This window comes from Aporhodopirellula aestuarii, assembly GCF_023701485.1.
Taxonomy (GTDB): Bacteria; Planctomycetota; Planctomycetia; order Pirellulales; family Pirellulaceae; genus Rhodopirellula; species Rhodopirellula aestuarii.
Map to the genome: position 1 here is coordinate 195,934 of NZ_JAMQBK010000060.1, position 18,039 is coordinate 213,972.

Sequence of the window (18,039 nt, forward strand, 5' to 3'; positions counted from 1 at the left end):
GCTTTGATCCTTAGGCCAATTCGACGGAAGCATCTTTCGCATTTGCGGTTTCACGGGCGAGTTTCACAGGTTCGTCGAGCGTAATTGTCGCTGAGAAGCATCGACGATTCCGCGGGGCGCGTAAATCGATTCGACGTAGCCGAGGTGGAAGATTGAGCCCCGGGCGATTCGGCCGCCCCATTTTCTTGGTGGGGTGATAAAGTGGTTTTGTTGAGATTTCCACCGCTTCGTTGGCGTGAATGCTCGCCACGAAAGACAAACACAACCAGACCATGGAGTAGCCAAGTGTTGCTAGCTCGGACCGTGACGTTTTGTGCTTTTGCCGCCATTATGCTATTGGGACCGCCTCGCGTTGGTGCGGATGACGTTTCGCGAGTGCGTCTGAAATCGTCTATCACACAAGTCCAGCCGATGACCGGGATTGTTTTGTGGACGGACAATCCAAAAGTCGACACGAGAGCTGTGCAGTTGGAGTTTCGCTATTGCGGGTACGACGAAGTCGTCAGGCCCGACGGAGTCTATGACTACTCACTGATTGAGTCGGTACTCGACGCCGCCGCATCCCGGAACCATCAAGCGGTCTTGCGTTTCTATTTCGTTTATCCGAGCAAAAAGACGACCGTGCCCGATCACATTCGACTACGTTCCGACTATCGCGAAACGATTGCGAAGAGCGAAGGCAAGACGACGCACTTTTGCGATTGGAGTAACGCGGCACTGAAGCAGTTCACCTTGGAGTTCTACGAGAACTTTGCCTCGCGTTATGACCGCGATCCACGGATTGCCTATTTGGAAACAGGGTTCGGATTATGGGCCGAATACCACATCTACGACGGACCGAGAAAACTCGGTGCAACATTTCCAGATGAGTCTTTCCAATCAAAGTTTCTAAAACATCTGCAGTCGAGTTTCGAGAACCTTCCTTGGATGATCAGTATTGACGCGTCCGATCCGCGGTACTCGCCGATCAAGGATGATGCTGAATTGTTGTCACTGGGGTTTGGTGTCTTTGATGATTCGTTTCTGTGTAAACAACACGCGGAAGAGAACGAGATCGATTGGAAAATATTGAATTCGGATCGCTGGAGAAGAGCACCGGGCGGCGGCGAGTTCAGCTACTACAACAGCCGTGATCAGAAATTCGCGTTGGCTCCGCAAGGTCCCAACGGCGTCAGTTTTGAATCGGACGCTCGCAAGTTTCACATCACGTTCATGATTGGAAACGACCAAGTGAAGTTTCAGTCTGAGGAGCGGATCAAGGCGGCCGGAATGGCGACCGGATACCGGTTGCGTATTACGGAGGCGGTTCGCGTCGGTGATCGTGTTCGATTAGAGGTGACGAACGACGGTGTCGCGCCGCTCTATCGGGATGCGTATTTTTCGATCGCAGGTAGTCGATCGACGCAAACGTTGAAGGAGCTGTTGCCTGGCGAGTCCATTTCAATCGAGTTGATGGATCCGGATCGGGTTGCCGAGAATGCACTGACGGTCGAATGTGACCATATTCTTCCGGGCCAGAAAATACAGTTTGCTGCGGACCTGGACTGATGCGGATAATGAGACGAGGCGGTTGCGGCGACGCATGTTTGCGTTGGACCCCAGGAACGAAGGAGTTGAATTCGTTGGCGATGCGCGGCGCCCTACAGGACACGCGGTCGACGGGATAGACTGTTTCTGCCTGGGCGACTCGCCCGCCACGTCCCCGCCTTACTCACCCGTTTTCTTCAACAATACGATTGACTTATGGTTCGTACCGCTTCGACGATGATGCCGCTGGGCACCGCTGCCCCCGATTTCACGCTTCCCGAAACCGAAGGAGGCACGGTCTCGCTGGCTGATTTCCAGGACAACAAAGCTCTCCTGGTGATCTTCATGTGCAATCACTGTCCGTACGTCAAACACGTCGCCGAGCAATTAAAATTGCTGACTGATGAATACATGCAGCACGGGGTAGGTGTTGTCGGAATCAACAGCAACGATGTCGAAACGTATCCCCAAGACAATTTCGATGCGATGAAGACAGAGAAAGCGGAGCGGGGTTACGCGTTTCCTTACGCACTCGATGAAGATCAATCTGTCGCGATCGCCTATGGCGCCGCCTGCACACCGGATTTCTTCTTGTTTGATCGAGACAAGAAACTCACTTACCGCGGTCAACTGGACAGTAGCCGACCGAGTAACGGTGAAGCCGTGACTGGCATTGATCTGCGTGCCGCGTTAGACGAAACGCTTGCTGGGCGATCGGCAGCGCTCGAGCAAAAGCCTTCGATCGGTTGCAACATCAAATGGAAAACCGGAAACGAGCCGGGATATTTCGATCCCAAAGGCAGTGGCTACTAGTCCTTGAGGCTAGTGGTCCTTTGGGTAACTAGGGCATCTGCCGCAGCGTGACTTCGGTGCGGTAACGTTTGCCATCACGCAGGATGATCATTTCGAGTGGCTCGTCGGTAGGAGCCATCCCCACACGGGCCACGAGGTGATCATCGTCTTCGATCAAGATGCCATCGAATTGCAGAATGATGTCGTCGTTCTGCAACCGGGCAGCTTCGGCCGGCGAGCCCGCTCGGACGTTCTTGACGCGAGCCCCGCCGAATTTCAGTTCTTCTTCACGATAGAGTCCGGCCCCGGCATCCGGGCTCAATTTCATCGACGCGTAAAGACCTGAGCCGGTCGGAAATTCAGCGGCGGCAAATTCGGGATCGAGGGTGACACCGAGGTAACCGCGGCGGAGTCGGCCGTGCAGGATCAACTCTTCGGCCACGCGAGCGGCCATGTTGATCGGGATCGCGAAACCGATCCCTTCGCTGCCGCCACTGCTGCTGGCGATGGCTGTATTCAGTCCGATCACTTCGCCGCGAAGGTTCAGCAGCGGTCCACCACTGTTGCCAGGATTGATTGCCGCATCGGTTTGGAAGAAATCTTGCAAGTCGATGCGTTCTTCGCCCAACGAGAGATCGCGACGGCCCTTGGCACTCATGATGCCGAACGTGACCGAGTGACTGAGGCCGAAGGGGCTGCCGATGGCGATGACGAAATCGCCGATTTGCACCCGGTCACTGTCGGCCAACCGGGCGGGTGGCGGTAAACGATCGGGGGCGGGCATCGGACGTCGACCGGAATTACCCGAGCGAAAAGGAGCCGTTGTCAGCTTCATCACGGCAACGTCGGTGCTGGGGTCCATCAATATTTGCTCGGGAGCCCACCGTCGTCCGTCGCTCGTCCGCATCACGATTTGATCGACCGAAGCGCCGTTGATGACGTGACGGTTGGTCAATACCCACCGGTCCCCCGCGATTTCGAGCACGACACCACTGCCGGCTTCATCGTAGGATTCGGCGGTGGCCCCTTTTCCGGTCACCTTGTGAGCCTCGATATGAATCACGCTCGGTTTGACAAGCTGAGAGACTCGGCGGACCAGGTTTCCCAAACGATCAAATTGAGCAACTTCCTCGGCCAATTCGTTAAATAGGCGTTCACGATGAGCGTCGATTTGCCCGCTGGTGGGCATCCCACCGAGGCTCGCCCGAGGTGTGGGGGGCGTCTGAGGGTACTGGCCGGATCGTGAAATCGGGCCGGTATGCGAGATCGGACCTGCCGCGTCCTGGGCCACGGCAAAGCCGGGCGCTGACGCGAGGCCGACGAGAATGGTAGCGGCAAAAAACACCGTTCTTCGCGGTGAAATTGACCGGTTTCCGACGATCTTTTGGTTCCAACTCGGCATCGCGACCCTTTCCATCAAATATTGACCCCGACTCTCTGATGGAGCCCGGACGCCAGATTGTAGGCATCGACTAGGCCGGCGGGCCAGCTTTGAGAATCGGAGCCGCTGAGTCACGACTGCGAAAACCCGCCCAATCGGACCCCGGAAAGGCGACGGTTGTTCCGATTGTGCGTCAGTTGTCAGTAATTTCTGTTGTTCCGATTGGGATGCATATTTATCCTCTACTAGTTAATCTAGGCGGTTCGGTCCGTCCTTGGGTTTCTGTCGGGGGATTTCACGTTCGCTATGTGGATCTGCGATGGTGCTCATTCGTGCATTATTTTTGACTTGGAAAATCGGTGACGTGTCGGTGAATTCGAGGGGACGATTTGGATCCTTCGTCGGTAACCCACGGAACATTCGCAACGGGAACTATTGGACTCATTTCTTATCATGAAACGCTTCAAATCGAATTCTCTCCGAGATTGGTGGGTTGGTGATCGCACGACGCAAAACGCTGCACTGTCATCAACCTCTCAGCGTCGTCGCAACCTCGCTCGCGCGCTCGGTCGAACAAATCGTCCACATGGAGAGAAGCGCCGAGTTCAAGTCGAAAAGCTCGAAGCTCGCAATCTGTTGGCCGTGGTCAGTGGCGATGTCTACGTCGATGCGAATCAAGACGGTTTGCGGCAGGACGACGAGGTCGGTGCGGCGGACGTTCGCGTCTACTTGGACCAAAACGCCAATGGTCAGTTGGATGACGGAGAGGTTAGTACGCGCACCGACGGCGATGGGTTGTATTCGTTCCCGACCGTCGTATCTGGAACTTATGAGGTTCGCCTCGAACCACCACCAGGTTTCGTCCAAACGGCCCCCGCCCTCACGTTCGGATGGAACGATACCGTCGTTGAGGACCGCAACGGAGAATTCTACCGCGCCGCGCAGTTGTTTCAGGTGGATTCGGAAGGCAAGATTGACACGATTGGGCAACCCACTCGCAGCCGCATGGATGGGCTCGTTAGGGTTAGAGATGACTCGTTGATCGGCGTCGACACCCGAACCAACGAAGTGTTTCAGGTGAATCCGTACACGGGAGAACGGATCCGCATTGCAGAATCAAACCTAGATATCATAGGCGGTTTAGCATACGACCGGGTCGGCAACACGGTTTACACGTTAGTTCGCGATGACGCCGGAAGCTCGACCCGCACGCTTGCGCGTCTTGACATCAACACGGGTCAAGCCACGCTCATCGGTGGCGGGTACGCGGGACTCAACACCGTGTCGGACCTGCTGTTCGATTCTAAGACACGACGGGTGATCGGTTTCGACAACAAGGACGACGAGTTCTTTGCATTCGATCTCAACGGTGCCGGTCGAACGTTGGCACGTTCCGTCACGACGGAGGTTGACCCGGATACCGGCCAAACGATTCGAACCGGTGAGATCGATTCTGATTCGATGGCACTCGCGACCGCCGAACAACTTGTCGGAGTACTACCCGACGGGCCTGTTGCGACGTCGACATACGTTTGGATGTTTGACGCCGATGACAACGGCCGTACGTCTACGTTGCTCGTCGAAATTCCCGACGCGGTACCAAACATTGTCGAAACCGCGATCGTGATGAGCTCGATCAATGTCAGTGAACCGGTCCGGCCGGTGGCTCTGACACGAAGTGCGGTTGGCAACAATCCGCGAAGTGTCACGTTGACTCGGTTTGAATCGCTGAGTAGCATCGACTTTGGGATTGCACCCGATGTGATCGGGTTTCGACTCACGCCAAGCAATCCCGTGACCGGGCCCGGCGCGTTGAGCCAGTCCGGCGTGACGGTGGTCGGTGGCGCGATCGGTTCCGACTTTGTGGAACTGACGCTGAACCGACAACCCGCATCGGATGTTATTTTAGATCTGAATCTGTCGGGCAGTCTCGGCGGTGATCCTGGTGCGGTGTTGGATGTCAGTCGTTTCACCTTCACCCCTGACGATTGGCATGTGCCCCGACGCGTTATGCTGTCACCGGACCCCAGTAATCCGGTTGCGGTTATTACACCGAGTGTTTTGACCGCGTCGGTCGACGTGGCGAACTCAGACGCCGCTTGGCAAAACCTCGCAGATCAGACGTTGCCGGTGCGTACGCTGCCGGAAATCGATCCCGATCAATTCACCACACCGGTGATTAGCGAAATTTTGGTGGATGGATATTTGTCGTCGGCCGTCAGCCAAACGACGGACCAGTACATCGAGTTGCGCGGACAGCCAAATGAAGTGTTGCCCGCCGGTACTTACTTCGTGGTTATCGAAGAAGGATCGAGCCGGGTCGGTGAAGTTAACACCGTGATTGATTTGAGTGGTCAGTCGTTCGGCCAGAATGGTTTCCTCGTGCTCTTGCAAGCCGGTCATTCCCACAATGTCGCATTCGGTGCGAATGTTTTGGAGAGTGATCAGTCGGGATTCAATGGGTTGCCCGGTGGGATTTTCACGAGTTCTCAGTCTGACGGATCGCTAGATACTTTCTTTAGCGACGCGAGTTATTTCCTGATTCAATCTGACACCGCTCCGGTGGTGGGCGACGATATTGATACCAATAATGACGGGTTCATTGATTCGACCAGCTCGGCGGCTAATTGGGACACCTACGATGCCGTCGGCATGCACTACTTCAGCTTCTTCGATGCTTCGTTTGCACCGATTGTTTTTGTGGAAACATTTAGCAATCACCACCCTGTCGTCACGCAAAACAGTCGCGGACAAACGATCGTTTCCACCGACGGGTACGGGTATGTGGGCCGTATCGGGGATTCGATCGGCAGCGACTATGAAGATTGGGTTTTTGGAACGATTCAAAAAGTAGCACCCGGTTTTTGGGGTGGCGAAAGTGATCCGGCGGGTCTCCTTGAATTCCATGACGAAGAGATCTCTTATCCGGCGTTGTTCGACCACGCTCTCGATCATATTGGTGAGAGCAACTTCGTTGGCGGCGTGCGCGGCCAGATTACGCTCCTGCCGTCGGCGGGCGATATTCTCAACGGCATTCCCGCCGATACACGCTTGCCTGCCGAAGGGGTGACTGTGTTCGTTGACACCAATGGAAATGGCGTGCGAGATGACCTCGTGAAGGTTCTCGAACCGAATGATGTCGTGCAGCCGTTTGATGGTGCGAATCCTTTGGCGACGGACAGTGATTACCCGCTGACGCAGGAATTTGATGGTGTCACGATCTCGTGGGACCGCGCCTCGGGTGTCTTTGTGACGGACGATATCGTTGCGGCTCGCCAACGCGTCAGTAGTCAAGTCGTCGGTAACCGCATCTTCGCAGCGGGGCCGTTCGACACGTTCTTTAGTTCGTCAGACACGTTGCGTTTCGATTTCTTTCAACCGATTCGCTCAGCCTCGATCGATGTTATCAACTGGTCCTCGAGTGAGTTTTCGACCGTTTTCGGTCGGATCGATGCATATAACGCGAAGGGAGAGTTGGTTGCCTCATCGCGGAGTTCGGGGGTTACCGGCACACGACGCAGCACCGTAACCGTGTCCGCACCGGGTGAACAGATCGTGCGTTTGCAGGCCTACGGTGACAACGCAAGCGTGAGTTTTGATACGTTGCGTTACGTCCAACCGGAAGCGGCGGCGGTTACAGATGAAAACGGAATCTTTGAGATCAGCGGATTGTTCCCTGGCAGTTACGAGCTCGCCGTTTCGGGGACGGTCGAAGTATCGAATTTGATCACGGAGGCGACTATTCCGTTTGATATTTCGAAGTACGACAACTACTTCTTTGAAAGCGAGTTCCGTCCAAACACCATTCCGACCATGCCCAGCGGCGCCGATGTGATCTTTACCATCGATGAAAACCCACCAATCGGAAGTGTGATTGCGAAGGTAGACGCGTTCGACGCGGATAACGCCGGGTTGTCATACGAGTTTATCGGCGGCGACAGCACCGGACTCGAACTCGTGACGCTGCCTGATTTTACTGCGGAAATCCGCGTCGGCGAAGGAGCAGACCTGAACTTCGAGGCCGATACTGAACGCGTCCTGAGGGTGCGTGCGACCGATTCGTATGGCGCGAGTGTGACGGCACGCATCACGCTGCAGCTGCGGGACATCAACGAAGCCCCTGTTGTTCCTCCCAACGAATTTGCCGTCCCCGAAGGGGCGATCGCCGGCCCAGTAACGGGCACCGTAATCGGTCGGATCGATGCCGTCGATCCGGATGCCGGTTCGAGTCAGCAGTTGACCTATACGATTATTCCGAGCACGCCAGAAAACCCGTTCGAACGAGATGCATCGCCCTTCTTCTCAGTGAATGAAACCACCGGGGTCGTGCGATTGATCGCTCCACTGGACTTTGAAACGACCGACTTCCTCGTTCTCCGGGTGCAAGTCAACGACAATAATTCGACTCCTGGGCAAACGCCTGGTATTGCGATCGTCGAAAAAATTATCCGTATCTCTGATGAGAACGATGCCCCTCAAATCGTTACCAAGTCTTTCGACGTCGCCGAATCAGCAACGGGTGAATTGTTTACTCTCGAGGTGAGCGATCCCGATGAAGGTCAGAGTCATCGTTTCGAACTTATTGAACCGAATGCGTTCTTGCAATTGAGTCCCGCCGGCGTCGTTTCTTTAAAGCCGGGTAAGAAGCTCGATTTTGAAACGCTTCCGCTGATCCAGTTGATGGTTTCGGTCAGCGACAACGGAAGCCCCGTGATGGCGACGCGAGCAGTCATTCGTGTTAACGTTCAAGACGTCAATGAACCGGCGGTGTTGTCGCGAAATGACAACCGGAACAGCCCCGCGAGCGAAAATCAGCCAGGACTGCTGATCGCAACTTTGAGTTTAGTGGATCCCGAAGGATCCGATAGCGATTATTCGTTCGGCTCCGTGTCTGGGCAGCACGCGGAACTCTTTGATTTCTCACCGGCGACTGGTGAACTGCGGCTCGCCGAGGGCGTGACCCTTGATTATGAGGCGGCGGAGTTCCATGATTTGAGTTTCGAAATCATTGACAACACCGGTCAGTTGGCGACCTCAACTCAAACATTCCGTGTGTACGTCAACAATGTCAACGAACCTGCCTTCGTGATTACTGACCGTATCTTTGTGTCCGAAGTACCGCGTCCGGGCGATCGAGTTGGAAGGATTCGTGTCGGCGATCCTGATGTCGGGATCCCAGGCACGCAACTTTCGATCGAATTGGTTGGCGGGACGGCGCAGGCATTCTTTGAATTTGAGTCTGCCGCGAACAGCCCCGGTAAACCTCTTTCTGCCATCGATCCGTTTACCCTCAAAGTACGTGGTGACTTCGATCTCGCTGCGTTCCGTGCGATCGATCCCGCCAACGTGACGCTGCAGGTGAGGGTCTCCGATGGCAATAGTTCGACCATCGAACCGATCAATGTGAAAGTGGAACTTAACGAAGTCAACGAGCCACCAGTGCTCGACACGAATGTGCTCTCGTCGGTCTTCGCTAACAAACGCATCACGATCGGTTCCAAGTTTGAGTTGCAGATCCCTGATAACATCGCGACTGATCCCGAAGGCGAAAACTTTCTCCTGCGAGTCGGAAAAAGAGTCCGAGACGCCAGCGGCAATTTCGTGCTGGACGAAGACCAGAAAGTGAAATTGGAATTGCCGGCTTGGCTCACCTTTGATCCCGAGACACGAACGTTGGTCGGACGTCCGGGGGCAGAGGTCAAACAAGAGAACCTGGAATTGACCATTCGGGCTCTCGAATTTGGTCCGTTTCGATTGTCGAACGACTATGACTTCCAACTTGAGGTGTCCGCCTTATCAAACCCGAGGGACGCGCACGACGTCAATGACGACGGCGTGACCAGTGCGGTCGACGCCTTGAGAATCATAAACTTCCTCATCGAAAACGGCGGCCAGACCGCGTCGTCGTCAAGGCTTACCGATTCGCTCGTGTATCTCGATGTTTCGGGGGATGGAATTGTCACTTCACTCGATGCGCTCCAAGTGATTAACAAGCTGAACCGTTCATCTCGTTCGGCATCCTCGGCGGCCAGCAATGCGTCGGGTGAATCTGTGGAGCAGGCTGAATTGGCGGTTGCGAGCCTCGTTGACGATCAGGGGACATGGTCGACGGAGGATCAGCGTCGTCGTGAAAACGCGGTCGATCAAGTTTTGGGTGAGTCGAGCTTATTTTAAGGATGAAGAAAATCACACGTTTACTTTGGATCGTCTTGTCCACGCTTGCTCTGGTCGTGGGCGATGAATCGCGGGTGCTCGCCCAATCGGCAGGCATGATTGGGCACGTCGAATCGCTCGATGAGAGGTTGTCTGCTTACTTTTCACGTGAGGCAAAATTCGAGGTGCTCGCCGACGGTTTCACTTGGACCGAAGGCCCGTTGTGGGTTCCGCCGGGGTCGAGCGTCGACGGATGTGATGGCGATAGCGGTTGTCTGTTGTTTTCAGACATCCCTCGCAATACGATTTTTCGCTGGCGACCTGGCCGGGGCGTGGACGCATTTCTAACGCCGAGCGGATATACCGGGATCGAGTTCTACGGACTCGAACCGGGAAGCAACGGCCTAACGCTCGATACACGCGGGCGATTGACGATCTGCGAACACGGCGATCGACGCGTATCGGTGCTCACAGTCGGCGGTGGCAAGCGAACCCTTGTCGACGCATATGAAGGTAAACGGCTCAATAGTCCTAACGATTTGGTCTTTGATGCGGAGGGGAACCTGTACTTTACCGACCCGCCGTACGGATTACCCGATCGAGAGAAGGACGCTCGGCGAGAACTCGATCATTTTGGGGTGTACCGATTATCGGTCGAGGGGGAACTCACGCTGTTGACGACCGAGTTGGTTCGCCCCAACGGGATCGGATTGTCTCCGGACGCGAAAACCTTGTACGTCGCCCAGAGTGACTCTCAGCGTCCGGTATGGGTCGCTTTTGCGATCCAAGACGATGGCACGCTGGGTCCGTCTCGGGAGCTGGCCAATGCCCGGTCTTATATGAAGGAATTTCCAGGAGCACCCGATGGATTGACTGTACACTCCAGTGGTACATTGCTGGCGAGCGGGCCGGGCGGTGTGTACGTAATGACACCCGATGGTGAATTGCTCGGGCGTTTGCTGACGGGAGGGCGTGTAAGTAACTGTGCTTTGGATGCTGATGAGAAGTGGCTTTACATCACTGCAGATAAACAACTTTGCCGGATACCTCTCCAATAACAGGTATCTGTCATGTTGACTGATCGGTTCGGGCGGAATCACCGCAGTCTACGGATTAGCGTTACCGATCGTTGTAATTTGCGTTGTACGTACTGCATGCCGGAGCACACGCCGCAGTATCAACCTCGCAGTGAGATTTTGACGTTCGAGGAAATCGTCCGGTTTGTCAAAGTCGCGGTGACGCTCGGCGTCGATGACGTTCGATTAACCGGTGGTGAGCCACTCGTGCGTGCTCAACTCTCGACACTGGTTCAGCAACTCAACGAGATCTCAGGGCTTCGCAAGGTTTCTCTGACCACCAACGGCATCCTACTGATTGATCAGCTCGAGGCTCTCGTCCGTGCTGGCTTGAAACACGTCAACGTGAGTTTGGACGCATTGGACGAAGAGTCGTTTCGCGGTGCGACCAGACGTAGTGGTTTGGAAAAGGTGCTACGCGGAATCGACGCGGCACAGCAGGCGGGCCTGATGGTGAAAGTCAATTCGATTGCCATGCGAGGATTGACGGATAACCAAATTGGGGCCTTTGGTGAGTTCACCCGTCGCACGGGGATACCCGTTCGCTTTATCGAATTCATGCCTTTGGATAGCGACGGTAACTGGAATACCTCCGCGGTTCTGAAAGGCGCCGAAATCATTGCGATGTTTTCAGAGCAGATTCGGCCGCTCATCCCTATCCGCGACGGTGGCTCATCTCCGTCGGCGGACTACCGATTCGACGACGGGCTCGGAACGATCGGCGTGATCGCTTCGGTTTCCAAACCGTTTTGTGAATCCTGCGATCGGTTTCGATTGACGGCTGACGGGCAACTTCGCAATTGTTTGTTTGGCGAAGACTCGGGAGATATTCGGGCCCTGTTGCGTGGCGGTTCTGATGACCAATCAATCGCCGCAGCAATCAAGGCAGCGGTCGCCGCTAAAATGCGTGGACATGGGACCGATGATCTCACGTTTTTACGGCCCACACGCCCTATGCATGCCATCGGAGGATAATCGTGCAACCCGTTTCATCTAGAACCAACAGAAGCACCGGAGAGTTGCAGGTATTGGTGTTTGGGCCTCAGGCGAAATTAATCGGGTGTGACCGCTTGATTCTCTCGGACGTCAATTTTCCAGTCCGAGTGGATGAGCTGATGCCTATGCTCATTCATCATTACCCGGATTTATCGGCGTCAATTGGCGTGAGCCGACTGGCCGTCAACCACGAATTCGCCGCAGCCGATTCATTGATCAATGCGGGGGATGAAGTAGCCTTAGTGGGTTTGATCAGTGGAGGTTGAGGTGGAAAACGCGTCTCGCGAAGCGAACGTGCGGGTGCGATTAACGTCCGGGCCGATAGCGTCGGCGACACCATTTGTGTTGTCGGATTCCGAGACAGCATTGGCGGGTGCCGTGGTTACCTTCCAAGGACGTGTCCGCAATCGTGAGGTCGACGAGAATGAAATGAAACCGATTCTCGGACTGGAATATGAAGTTTATGAACCCATGACTTCCCAAGAACTTCATCGCCTCGCCGACCAATACGCACGCAAACATGATGTGATCGCCGTCGACGTCGAGCACAGTTTTGGGTTCGTGGGAAATGGCGAGTGTTCGTTCCTCTTGCAAGTCGCAACATCGCATCGGCGTTCGGCGATCACTTTCGTTGACGAGTTCATTGACGCGATGAAAAGCCACGTTCCGATTTGGAAGGTGCCTCGTTGGAGTATGCCGGATTCGACCGCGTAAGCGACGCAGCGTCTGTTTGAGAATATTCACTTCACGTCGTTGCTCGAAACGTGGCATGGTGTGTGGCGACATGTTACAAAATTGATACGGATGCGGATGGCGATGATATCCGTTGCTGCCAGCTTTCGTTTTCTCATGTCGAGGGTTCCGAAGAGATGAATTTGGATGCAGATTTTGTGAACTCACAGGCGCCCAACGCCGCGGCGATTAACAACGGACGCAGCTTGGTCGTCAAAGGCAAGTTCGTTGCCTTGCACCGCTGTGAAGATGATTCACTCTTATTTGGAGAATGCAGCGGTAGTGGCAAATCGAACTATCAGTGTTCCTGTGATTTCGTACGTCCTACCCAACCGACGTATCGATGCACTTGCCCATCGCGACAGTTCCCGTGCAAACATTGCCTCGGGTTGATGTATGCATTGGTAGAGGGCAAAACATTCACGGTTGCCGAGATACCCGCTGATCTCGCGGAGAAGCGAGACAAGCTTGCTCAACGGAAAAAGGCATCGGCCTCGCCAAAACCTAAAACGGTGAACGTCTCGGCGTTGAAGAAAAAGATCAGCGCTCAGTTGAAGGGGCTCGATTTGCTAGAGGCTCTGGTTTTCGATTTGGTTTCCAAGGGGATGGGGGCGATGAACGCCAAGTCCGCTCGGCAGGTCCAAGAACAGGCCAAGCAACTCGGCGACGCATATTTGCCGGGAGCGCAGGCTGCATTGTTGGCTTACACGAATTTATTCATTGGCGATGATGGTCGGTTTGATGGTGAATTGCCACCTCAGAAACGTGAGTCCATCTACACCGATGCTCTCGATCAGTTGACTCGTCTATCCACACTCGTCAAACATGGTCGAAAGGTTCTCAATGCCCGGCTCGAAGATCCGAAGGCACCACCGCAGACCGATTCGCCGATCGCGGCGTGGCTCGGACATGCGTGGCAGTTGCAGGAACTACGTGACGCAGGTCTGACGCAGCGGGATGTCGAGTTGGTCCAGCTCGCATTTCACAATTACGACGATGCGGCGCGCAAGGAGTTCGTAGAAACCGGAATTTGGATGAATCTCAACACGGGCGCGATTCATCTAGCTCAAAATTATCGGCCATACCGAGCAGCGAAGCACATTCGCGAACAAGACAGTTTCTTCAAAGTTGCGAAGGTTCCGGAGCTGTGCGTTTATCCAGGAAAGATGAACGTGCGTGTTCGTTGGGACGAGTTTGAACAACGTGATTTGACACCGGACGATTTGAAAGTCATTCGGTCGCACGCAACCGATCGTTTTGAGTCATTGGTGAAGACGATTCGCACTGAACTTAAGAATCCGCTTGCCGATAAACGGGTCATCGTTGCGATCGCATTTAATCGTATGGGAACACTTCCCAACGGAGATCTGGTGATCGAGGATGTCGCGGGCGAGCGAATCGTGATGACCGAAACCGGACTCAAGGAAGAGCCGCCGAGTTGCCACTTGATGCCGATGTTGCCTGCGGAATTGACCACGGGCCAAGTCATGATTGGCCGTGTGCATCAAGACCTAGACAACAAAACGTTGAGAGTAAAACCGCTGTCAATCGTGACCGAACAGCAGGTGTTTCGGTTGACCTTGTGACGAGGCTTTCGTTCTTCAGAAGAGTCGAGGTGAGCTAGGCGGAGCCGGCGTTGCGTTTGCGTCCTTACGTGACTCTTTCACCCGGGTGACCCAGGATTTCGCGATCGTTTGAACTTGGCGGAGTTCTTGAATTTCAGGTCCATCGGACTTGGACGTGGTGGCACAATGAAGTCGATCGAACCATTCGGTGTCATCACATTGTTTTTCCAGGCTGGCGGCGAGGTCGTTGTGGGCGGGTGCAGCGATATAACGCAAACAGGATTTCAACGTGTGGGCAGCGGTCTTGAATGATTTGGCGTCTCCGTTACTGGCCGCACGGTCGAGTCGACGAACAAGGTCAGGGACCTCCATCGTGATCGCTTCGCAGACCGATTCGATTGTCGAGGTATCGCCGCCGCAGTGTTTTGACAGCCGATTTCGCCATTCGTCGTCGGGTTCGCTGCTGACGGGGGTTTCTGGATTGGCAGGAGATGTAGACGGCGTAGGTGGTGTGGTCGGAGCGGGAGACGCCGCCGGAGTGGACGCATCGGTCGTGAGCGGTTGGGTGACGACGGGTTTGGGTTTCGGAGGTTCGGTTGATGCAACGGGGCGACGAGTGTGCGAGTGGACAACTCGTTGAATCTCAACCAGTAGCGGTTCCAGATGAATGGGTTTGGTAATGTATCCGATCATGCCTGCGTCGCGACACATCTTTCGATGTTGATCGGTCACGTGCGCGGTCAAAGCGATAATCGGTGGTACGGGGCGACCGAGTTGTTTTGCGATTTGGACGAATTCCGCGGTTACTTCGGTGCCATCCATCCCAGGCATTTGGAGATCCATTAACACGCAGTCAAACGAACCGCGTCGAAAATGGCCGATCGCTGTTGGACCACCGTCGGCGGTCGTGACGACATGACCCGCAGAAACCAATTGGTCATGGATGACAAGTCGGTTGGTGGGGCTGTCGTCGACGACGAGTAGGTGAAAGCGATCCCGACCATTGTCACGAGGTTCCGCAGACGAACTGGTCACAGTACTCAGTGCTGTCGTGGTCAATGTCTCGCTGGTTTTGGTGGCGATTCGATTGGGGGTGATGGAGCCAACGGCGCTGACTCGTGCGGTTTGCCGGAGAGGTTTGCCCGCGAGCCAGCGTCGGAGTTCGTCAGGATGCAACGGTTCGATGATGATCGTATCTTCTTTCTTCGCTCGACGTGGAACGGATTCACCGGTTCGGGTCAACCAGAGTACTCGGTCGTTTGTTTTGCGGGCACGAACTCGCCATGCCGCATCGGCGGTGTGGTTGGTAAGGATCCAAGCAATCGGCTGGGTAGCGTGCTCGGCGGTGGTACCTTGTTTGGATGGTTGACTGGTGGGCGACGAAATGTCACTAGGTCGATACGTTTGCCAGCCATCGTGAGCGAGTGTTTCTCCGATTGCTTTTTCGATTGTTTCGTTATTGACGGAAACGACCACGGCTCCACGAGGTTGAGAGTCTTCGTTGTTCGGCCGCGACAGCGGTTCCAATGCGGTACCGATTCGCATCGGTATCCATCGTTTGGACGGAACGATTTCGTCGGCGAGTTTGAGTTTCAGTCGCACGCGGAAACAGCTTCCTGTTCCTAGCTCGCTATTCAACTCGATTCCGCCACCCATCCGCTCGGCCAAGCCACGGGCGATGGCGAGCCCCAGGCCGGTACCACCGAATTGCTTATTGGTTCCGCGATCGGCTTGCTCAAAGGCATCAAAAATGCGTGCCTGGTTTTCTGGCGCGATACCAATGCCGGTGTCGACAATTGTCATTTCGAATTCGCGGGTGTTTTCGTCGGAACGCTCACCTTTCTCGGAACGATTGAGCAGTGATAGAAAGTCATTGCCGGTTTTGCGACGCTCCGATTGGCGAACGTTTGAAGCGTCTCCATCGGCGAGCGACAATCGCAAACTTACCAATCCTTGCGGGGTGAACTTGATGGCATTACCGGCAAGGTTGACGATGATTTGCCTGATCCGTTTGGGGTCGGCAACCACGCGTCGCGGCATCTTCGGATCGATCGAAAGGCACAATCGAACGGGCTTGTCCGCGACCCGAATCGCGAGACAACCAAAGGCATCTCCGACGACCTCATGGAGATCGATGGGAGTCGGATCGATCGCGACACGTCCGGCTTCGATCGCGGAGAAATCAAGAATATCCTCAATCGCGTCGTGAAGCAGTTCGGTGTTTTGTGCGATCAAATTGACGTATCGTCGAGCCGCTGCCGGCAGCGTCTGTGCGGCCAATAGTTCGGTAAGCCCTCGGATCCCTCCCAGCGGCGTTCGCAGTTCATGGGAGATACCTGCCATGAATTGCGTTTTGGTGCGGTTGGCTTGTTCAGCAACCGCCTTGGCTTCACGCATTGCTTCAAACGCTTGCTGTTGCAGCGTGATGTCGCGAATGATGACGGCCCTTCCGTCCCGGTCGCCCAGTGGAATCGGGTGGATCGAGACTTCACTATCGAACGCGACCCCATCGCCGCGGCGGAGACGTAACTGGTGCCGCTCGGTGAAGGGGAGGGTTTCCCAGGTCATCGTTTGTCTTTGGAACACTCTCCGAGTCGACTGGGGTTGCTCGGTGGTCGCAACCGGCATGATGAGGTCTTCGAGTGGTCGACCAACCAATCTACCGCCGCCCGCTTGGAGCAGGTTCATCGCGGCTGGATTAGCCTCCATGATCACACCGCGGTCATCGACTAGCAGAACGGCGTCCCCCGCGGCGTCGAACAGGGCTCTTTTACGAGCCTCGCTGTTTTGCAGCTCCATTGCACCGCGATGTTTTTCAGTCACGTCCCAAAAGATTGCCTGAATACCGATACACCGACCGTGTTGGTCATACTCGGGCGCTTTGAAGACCTGAACAAATCCCGTGCGCCCGTCGATTCCAGGATGCTCTTCGACTTTATCGACATGCAGTCCCGTGGTCATGACGTTGAGGTCGTCGGCGCGATAGCGGGCGGCGAGCACGGGGGCATACAGGTCCGCGTCGGTGCTTCCGATGACATCGATCGGTTTCAAACCGAGTTCTTTGCAAAACGGATCATTGGCGTACGTAAAAACACCTTCGGCGTTCTTTCGCGCGACCTGCAGATGCATCCGGTCCATGATCGATTGAAACGTGGTTTCACTCTGATCGAGTCGGTGCTGTGTCGCTTGACGGCGGGCGACTTCGTCCCGGAGGGCGTGATTGACTCGGGCAACCTCTTGCGAACGCCTGCGGACGCCTTGCTGCAAGTATTGTTGGTGCTTAAGTCGCAGCCTCAGCCGACTGCGCAAATAGACATGGAAATAGCCCGACGCGATCAACGCGAGCAGGGTCCACAATCGGACCGGATCGAAATAAAGTTGGTTAACGCCCGTCGTGGCTGAACCGGGGGCCACGCCGAAGAAAGCTTCACCGAGCAGCGTCCCATCAAAAATTGGACCATACATCGCGTGCCATAGACCAGCGAACGCGACTGCGGTTCCCTGCGCGATCGTAATTCGCGTGATCACGCGGCGGTGCAGAAACCGCCATGCCAACGGCAGCATCAGGAGGTGGAGGACACACAATCCCCAATTGGATGGTGCCGCGATGTCGGCCAACATCAGCAATGCGATGGACAGACTCCACCACAGGGGGCGTCGTTTTTGCGGGATCAGCGTTTCGGGGAAACTCTTCATGTGATCATTTCAATCAAACAAATACCGATTCGGATCTTGAGGTGCTGCTGAGGTAGAATCGACCTAGTTTACCAGACAGTCGCCGAACGCAAGTTCACATGCTCTTCGGCCATCTTAATCG

Annotated in this window: 10 protein-coding genes; 8 read left to right on the forward strand and 2 right to left on the reverse strand. The window is 55.1% G+C overall.

Features of this window, described 5'->3' with window-relative positions; all coding sequences use genetic code 11:
* Window positions 1-411: 411 nt before the first annotated feature.
* On the forward strand, window positions 412-1,548 hold the full coding sequence (locus tag NB063_RS21400; protein ID WP_250930823.1) for a DUF4832 domain-containing protein: 1,137 nt from the start codon (window positions 412-414) through the stop codon (window positions 1,546-1,548).
* Between the two features lie 195 nt (window positions 1,549-1,743).
* Window positions 1,744-2,340: a thioredoxin family protein gene (locus NB063_RS21405; RefSeq protein WP_250930824.1), complete on the forward strand. Its 597-nt coding sequence runs from the start codon at window positions 1,744-1,746 to the stop codon at window positions 2,338-2,340.
* Window positions 2,341-2,368: 28 nt separating this feature from the next.
* On the opposite strand, the gene NB063_RS21410 is transcribed toward NB063_RS21405, so the two are convergent.
* Complete coding sequence (locus NB063_RS21410; RefSeq protein ID WP_250931174.1) at window positions 2,369-3,508, reverse strand: S1C family serine protease; 1,140 nt, start codon at window positions 3,506-3,508, stop codon at window positions 2,369-2,371.
* A 645-nt stretch (window positions 3,509-4,153) separates the two neighbouring features.
* Here NB063_RS21410 and NB063_RS21415 point away from each other — a divergent pair.
* The 6 genes from NB063_RS21415 to NB063_RS21440 all read left to right on the forward strand — a co-directional run bounded on the left by NB063_RS21415 (window position 4,154) and on the right by NB063_RS21440 (window position 14,243).
* On the forward strand, window positions 4,154-9,874 hold the full coding sequence (locus tag NB063_RS21415; RefSeq protein WP_250930827.1) for a cadherin domain-containing protein: 5,721 nt from the start codon (window positions 4,154-4,156) through the stop codon (window positions 9,872-9,874).
* A 95-nt stretch (window positions 9,875-9,969) separates the two neighbouring features.
* A complete protein-coding gene (locus NB063_RS21420) occupies window positions 9,970-10,911 on the forward strand; it encodes an SMP-30/gluconolactonase/LRE family protein (protein WP_250931175.1) in 942 nt (313 codons plus the stop codon).
* 12 nt (window positions 10,912-10,923) lie between these two features.
* Window positions 10,924-11,904, forward strand: coding sequence for a GTP 3',8-cyclase MoaA (gene moaA, locus NB063_RS21425; protein WP_250930829.1), 981 nt, complete (start codon window positions 10,924-10,926; stop codon window positions 11,902-11,904).
* Between the two features lie 56 nt (window positions 11,905-11,960).
* Complete coding sequence (locus NB063_RS21430) at window positions 11,961-12,191, forward strand: MoaD/ThiS family protein (RefSeq protein WP_250931176.1); 231 nt, start codon at window positions 11,961-11,963, stop codon at window positions 12,189-12,191.
* Between the two features lies 1 nt (window position 12,192).
* Entirely contained in the window at window positions 12,193-12,639 is a 447-nt protein-coding gene (locus tag NB063_RS21435; RefSeq protein WP_250930831.1) for a molybdopterin synthase catalytic subunit, read from the forward strand.
* Between the two features lie 155 nt (window positions 12,640-12,794).
* Window positions 12,795-14,243, forward strand: a complete 1,449-nt coding sequence (locus NB063_RS21440) for an SWIM zinc finger family protein (protein ID WP_250930833.1) — start codon at window positions 12,795-12,797, stop codon at window positions 14,241-14,243.
* Window positions 14,244-14,258: 15 nt separating this feature from the next.
* On the opposite strand, the gene NB063_RS21445 is transcribed toward NB063_RS21440, so the two are convergent.
* Window positions 14,259-17,918, reverse strand: coding sequence for a hybrid sensor histidine kinase/response regulator (locus NB063_RS21445; protein WP_250930834.1), 3,660 nt, complete (start codon window positions 17,916-17,918; stop codon window positions 14,259-14,261).
* Between the last annotated feature and the right edge of the window lie 121 nt (window positions 17,919-18,039).

Coding starts and splice junctions, on each gene's coding strand:
- NB063_RS21410 (WP_250931174.1), bottom strand. CDS start 3,508: ATGCCCACCAGCGGGCAAATCGACGCTCATCGTGAACGCCTATTTAAC.
- moaA (WP_250930829.1), top strand. CDS start 10,924: ATGTTGACTGATCGGTTCGGGCGGAATCACCGCAGTCTACGGATTAGC.
- NB063_RS21405 (WP_250930824.1), top strand. CDS start 1,744: ATGGTTCGTACCGCTTCGACGATGATGCCGCTGGGCACCGCTGCCCCC.
- NB063_RS21440 (WP_250930833.1), top strand. CDS start 12,795: ATGAATTTGGATGCAGATTTTGTGAACTCACAGGCGCCCAACGCCGCG.
- NB063_RS21420 (WP_250931175.1), top strand. CDS start 9,970: ATGATTGGGCACGTCGAATCGCTCGATGAGAGGTTGTCTGCTTACTTT.
- NB063_RS21415 (WP_250930827.1), top strand. CDS start 4,154: ATGAAACGCTTCAAATCGAATTCTCTCCGAGATTGGTGGGTTGGTGAT.
- NB063_RS21445 (WP_250930834.1), bottom strand. CDS start 17,918: ATGAAGAGTTTCCCCGAAACGCTGATCCCGCAAAAACGACGCCCCCTG.
- NB063_RS21400 (WP_250930823.1), top strand. CDS start 412: ATGACCGGGATTGTTTTGTGGACGGACAATCCAAAAGTCGACACGAGA.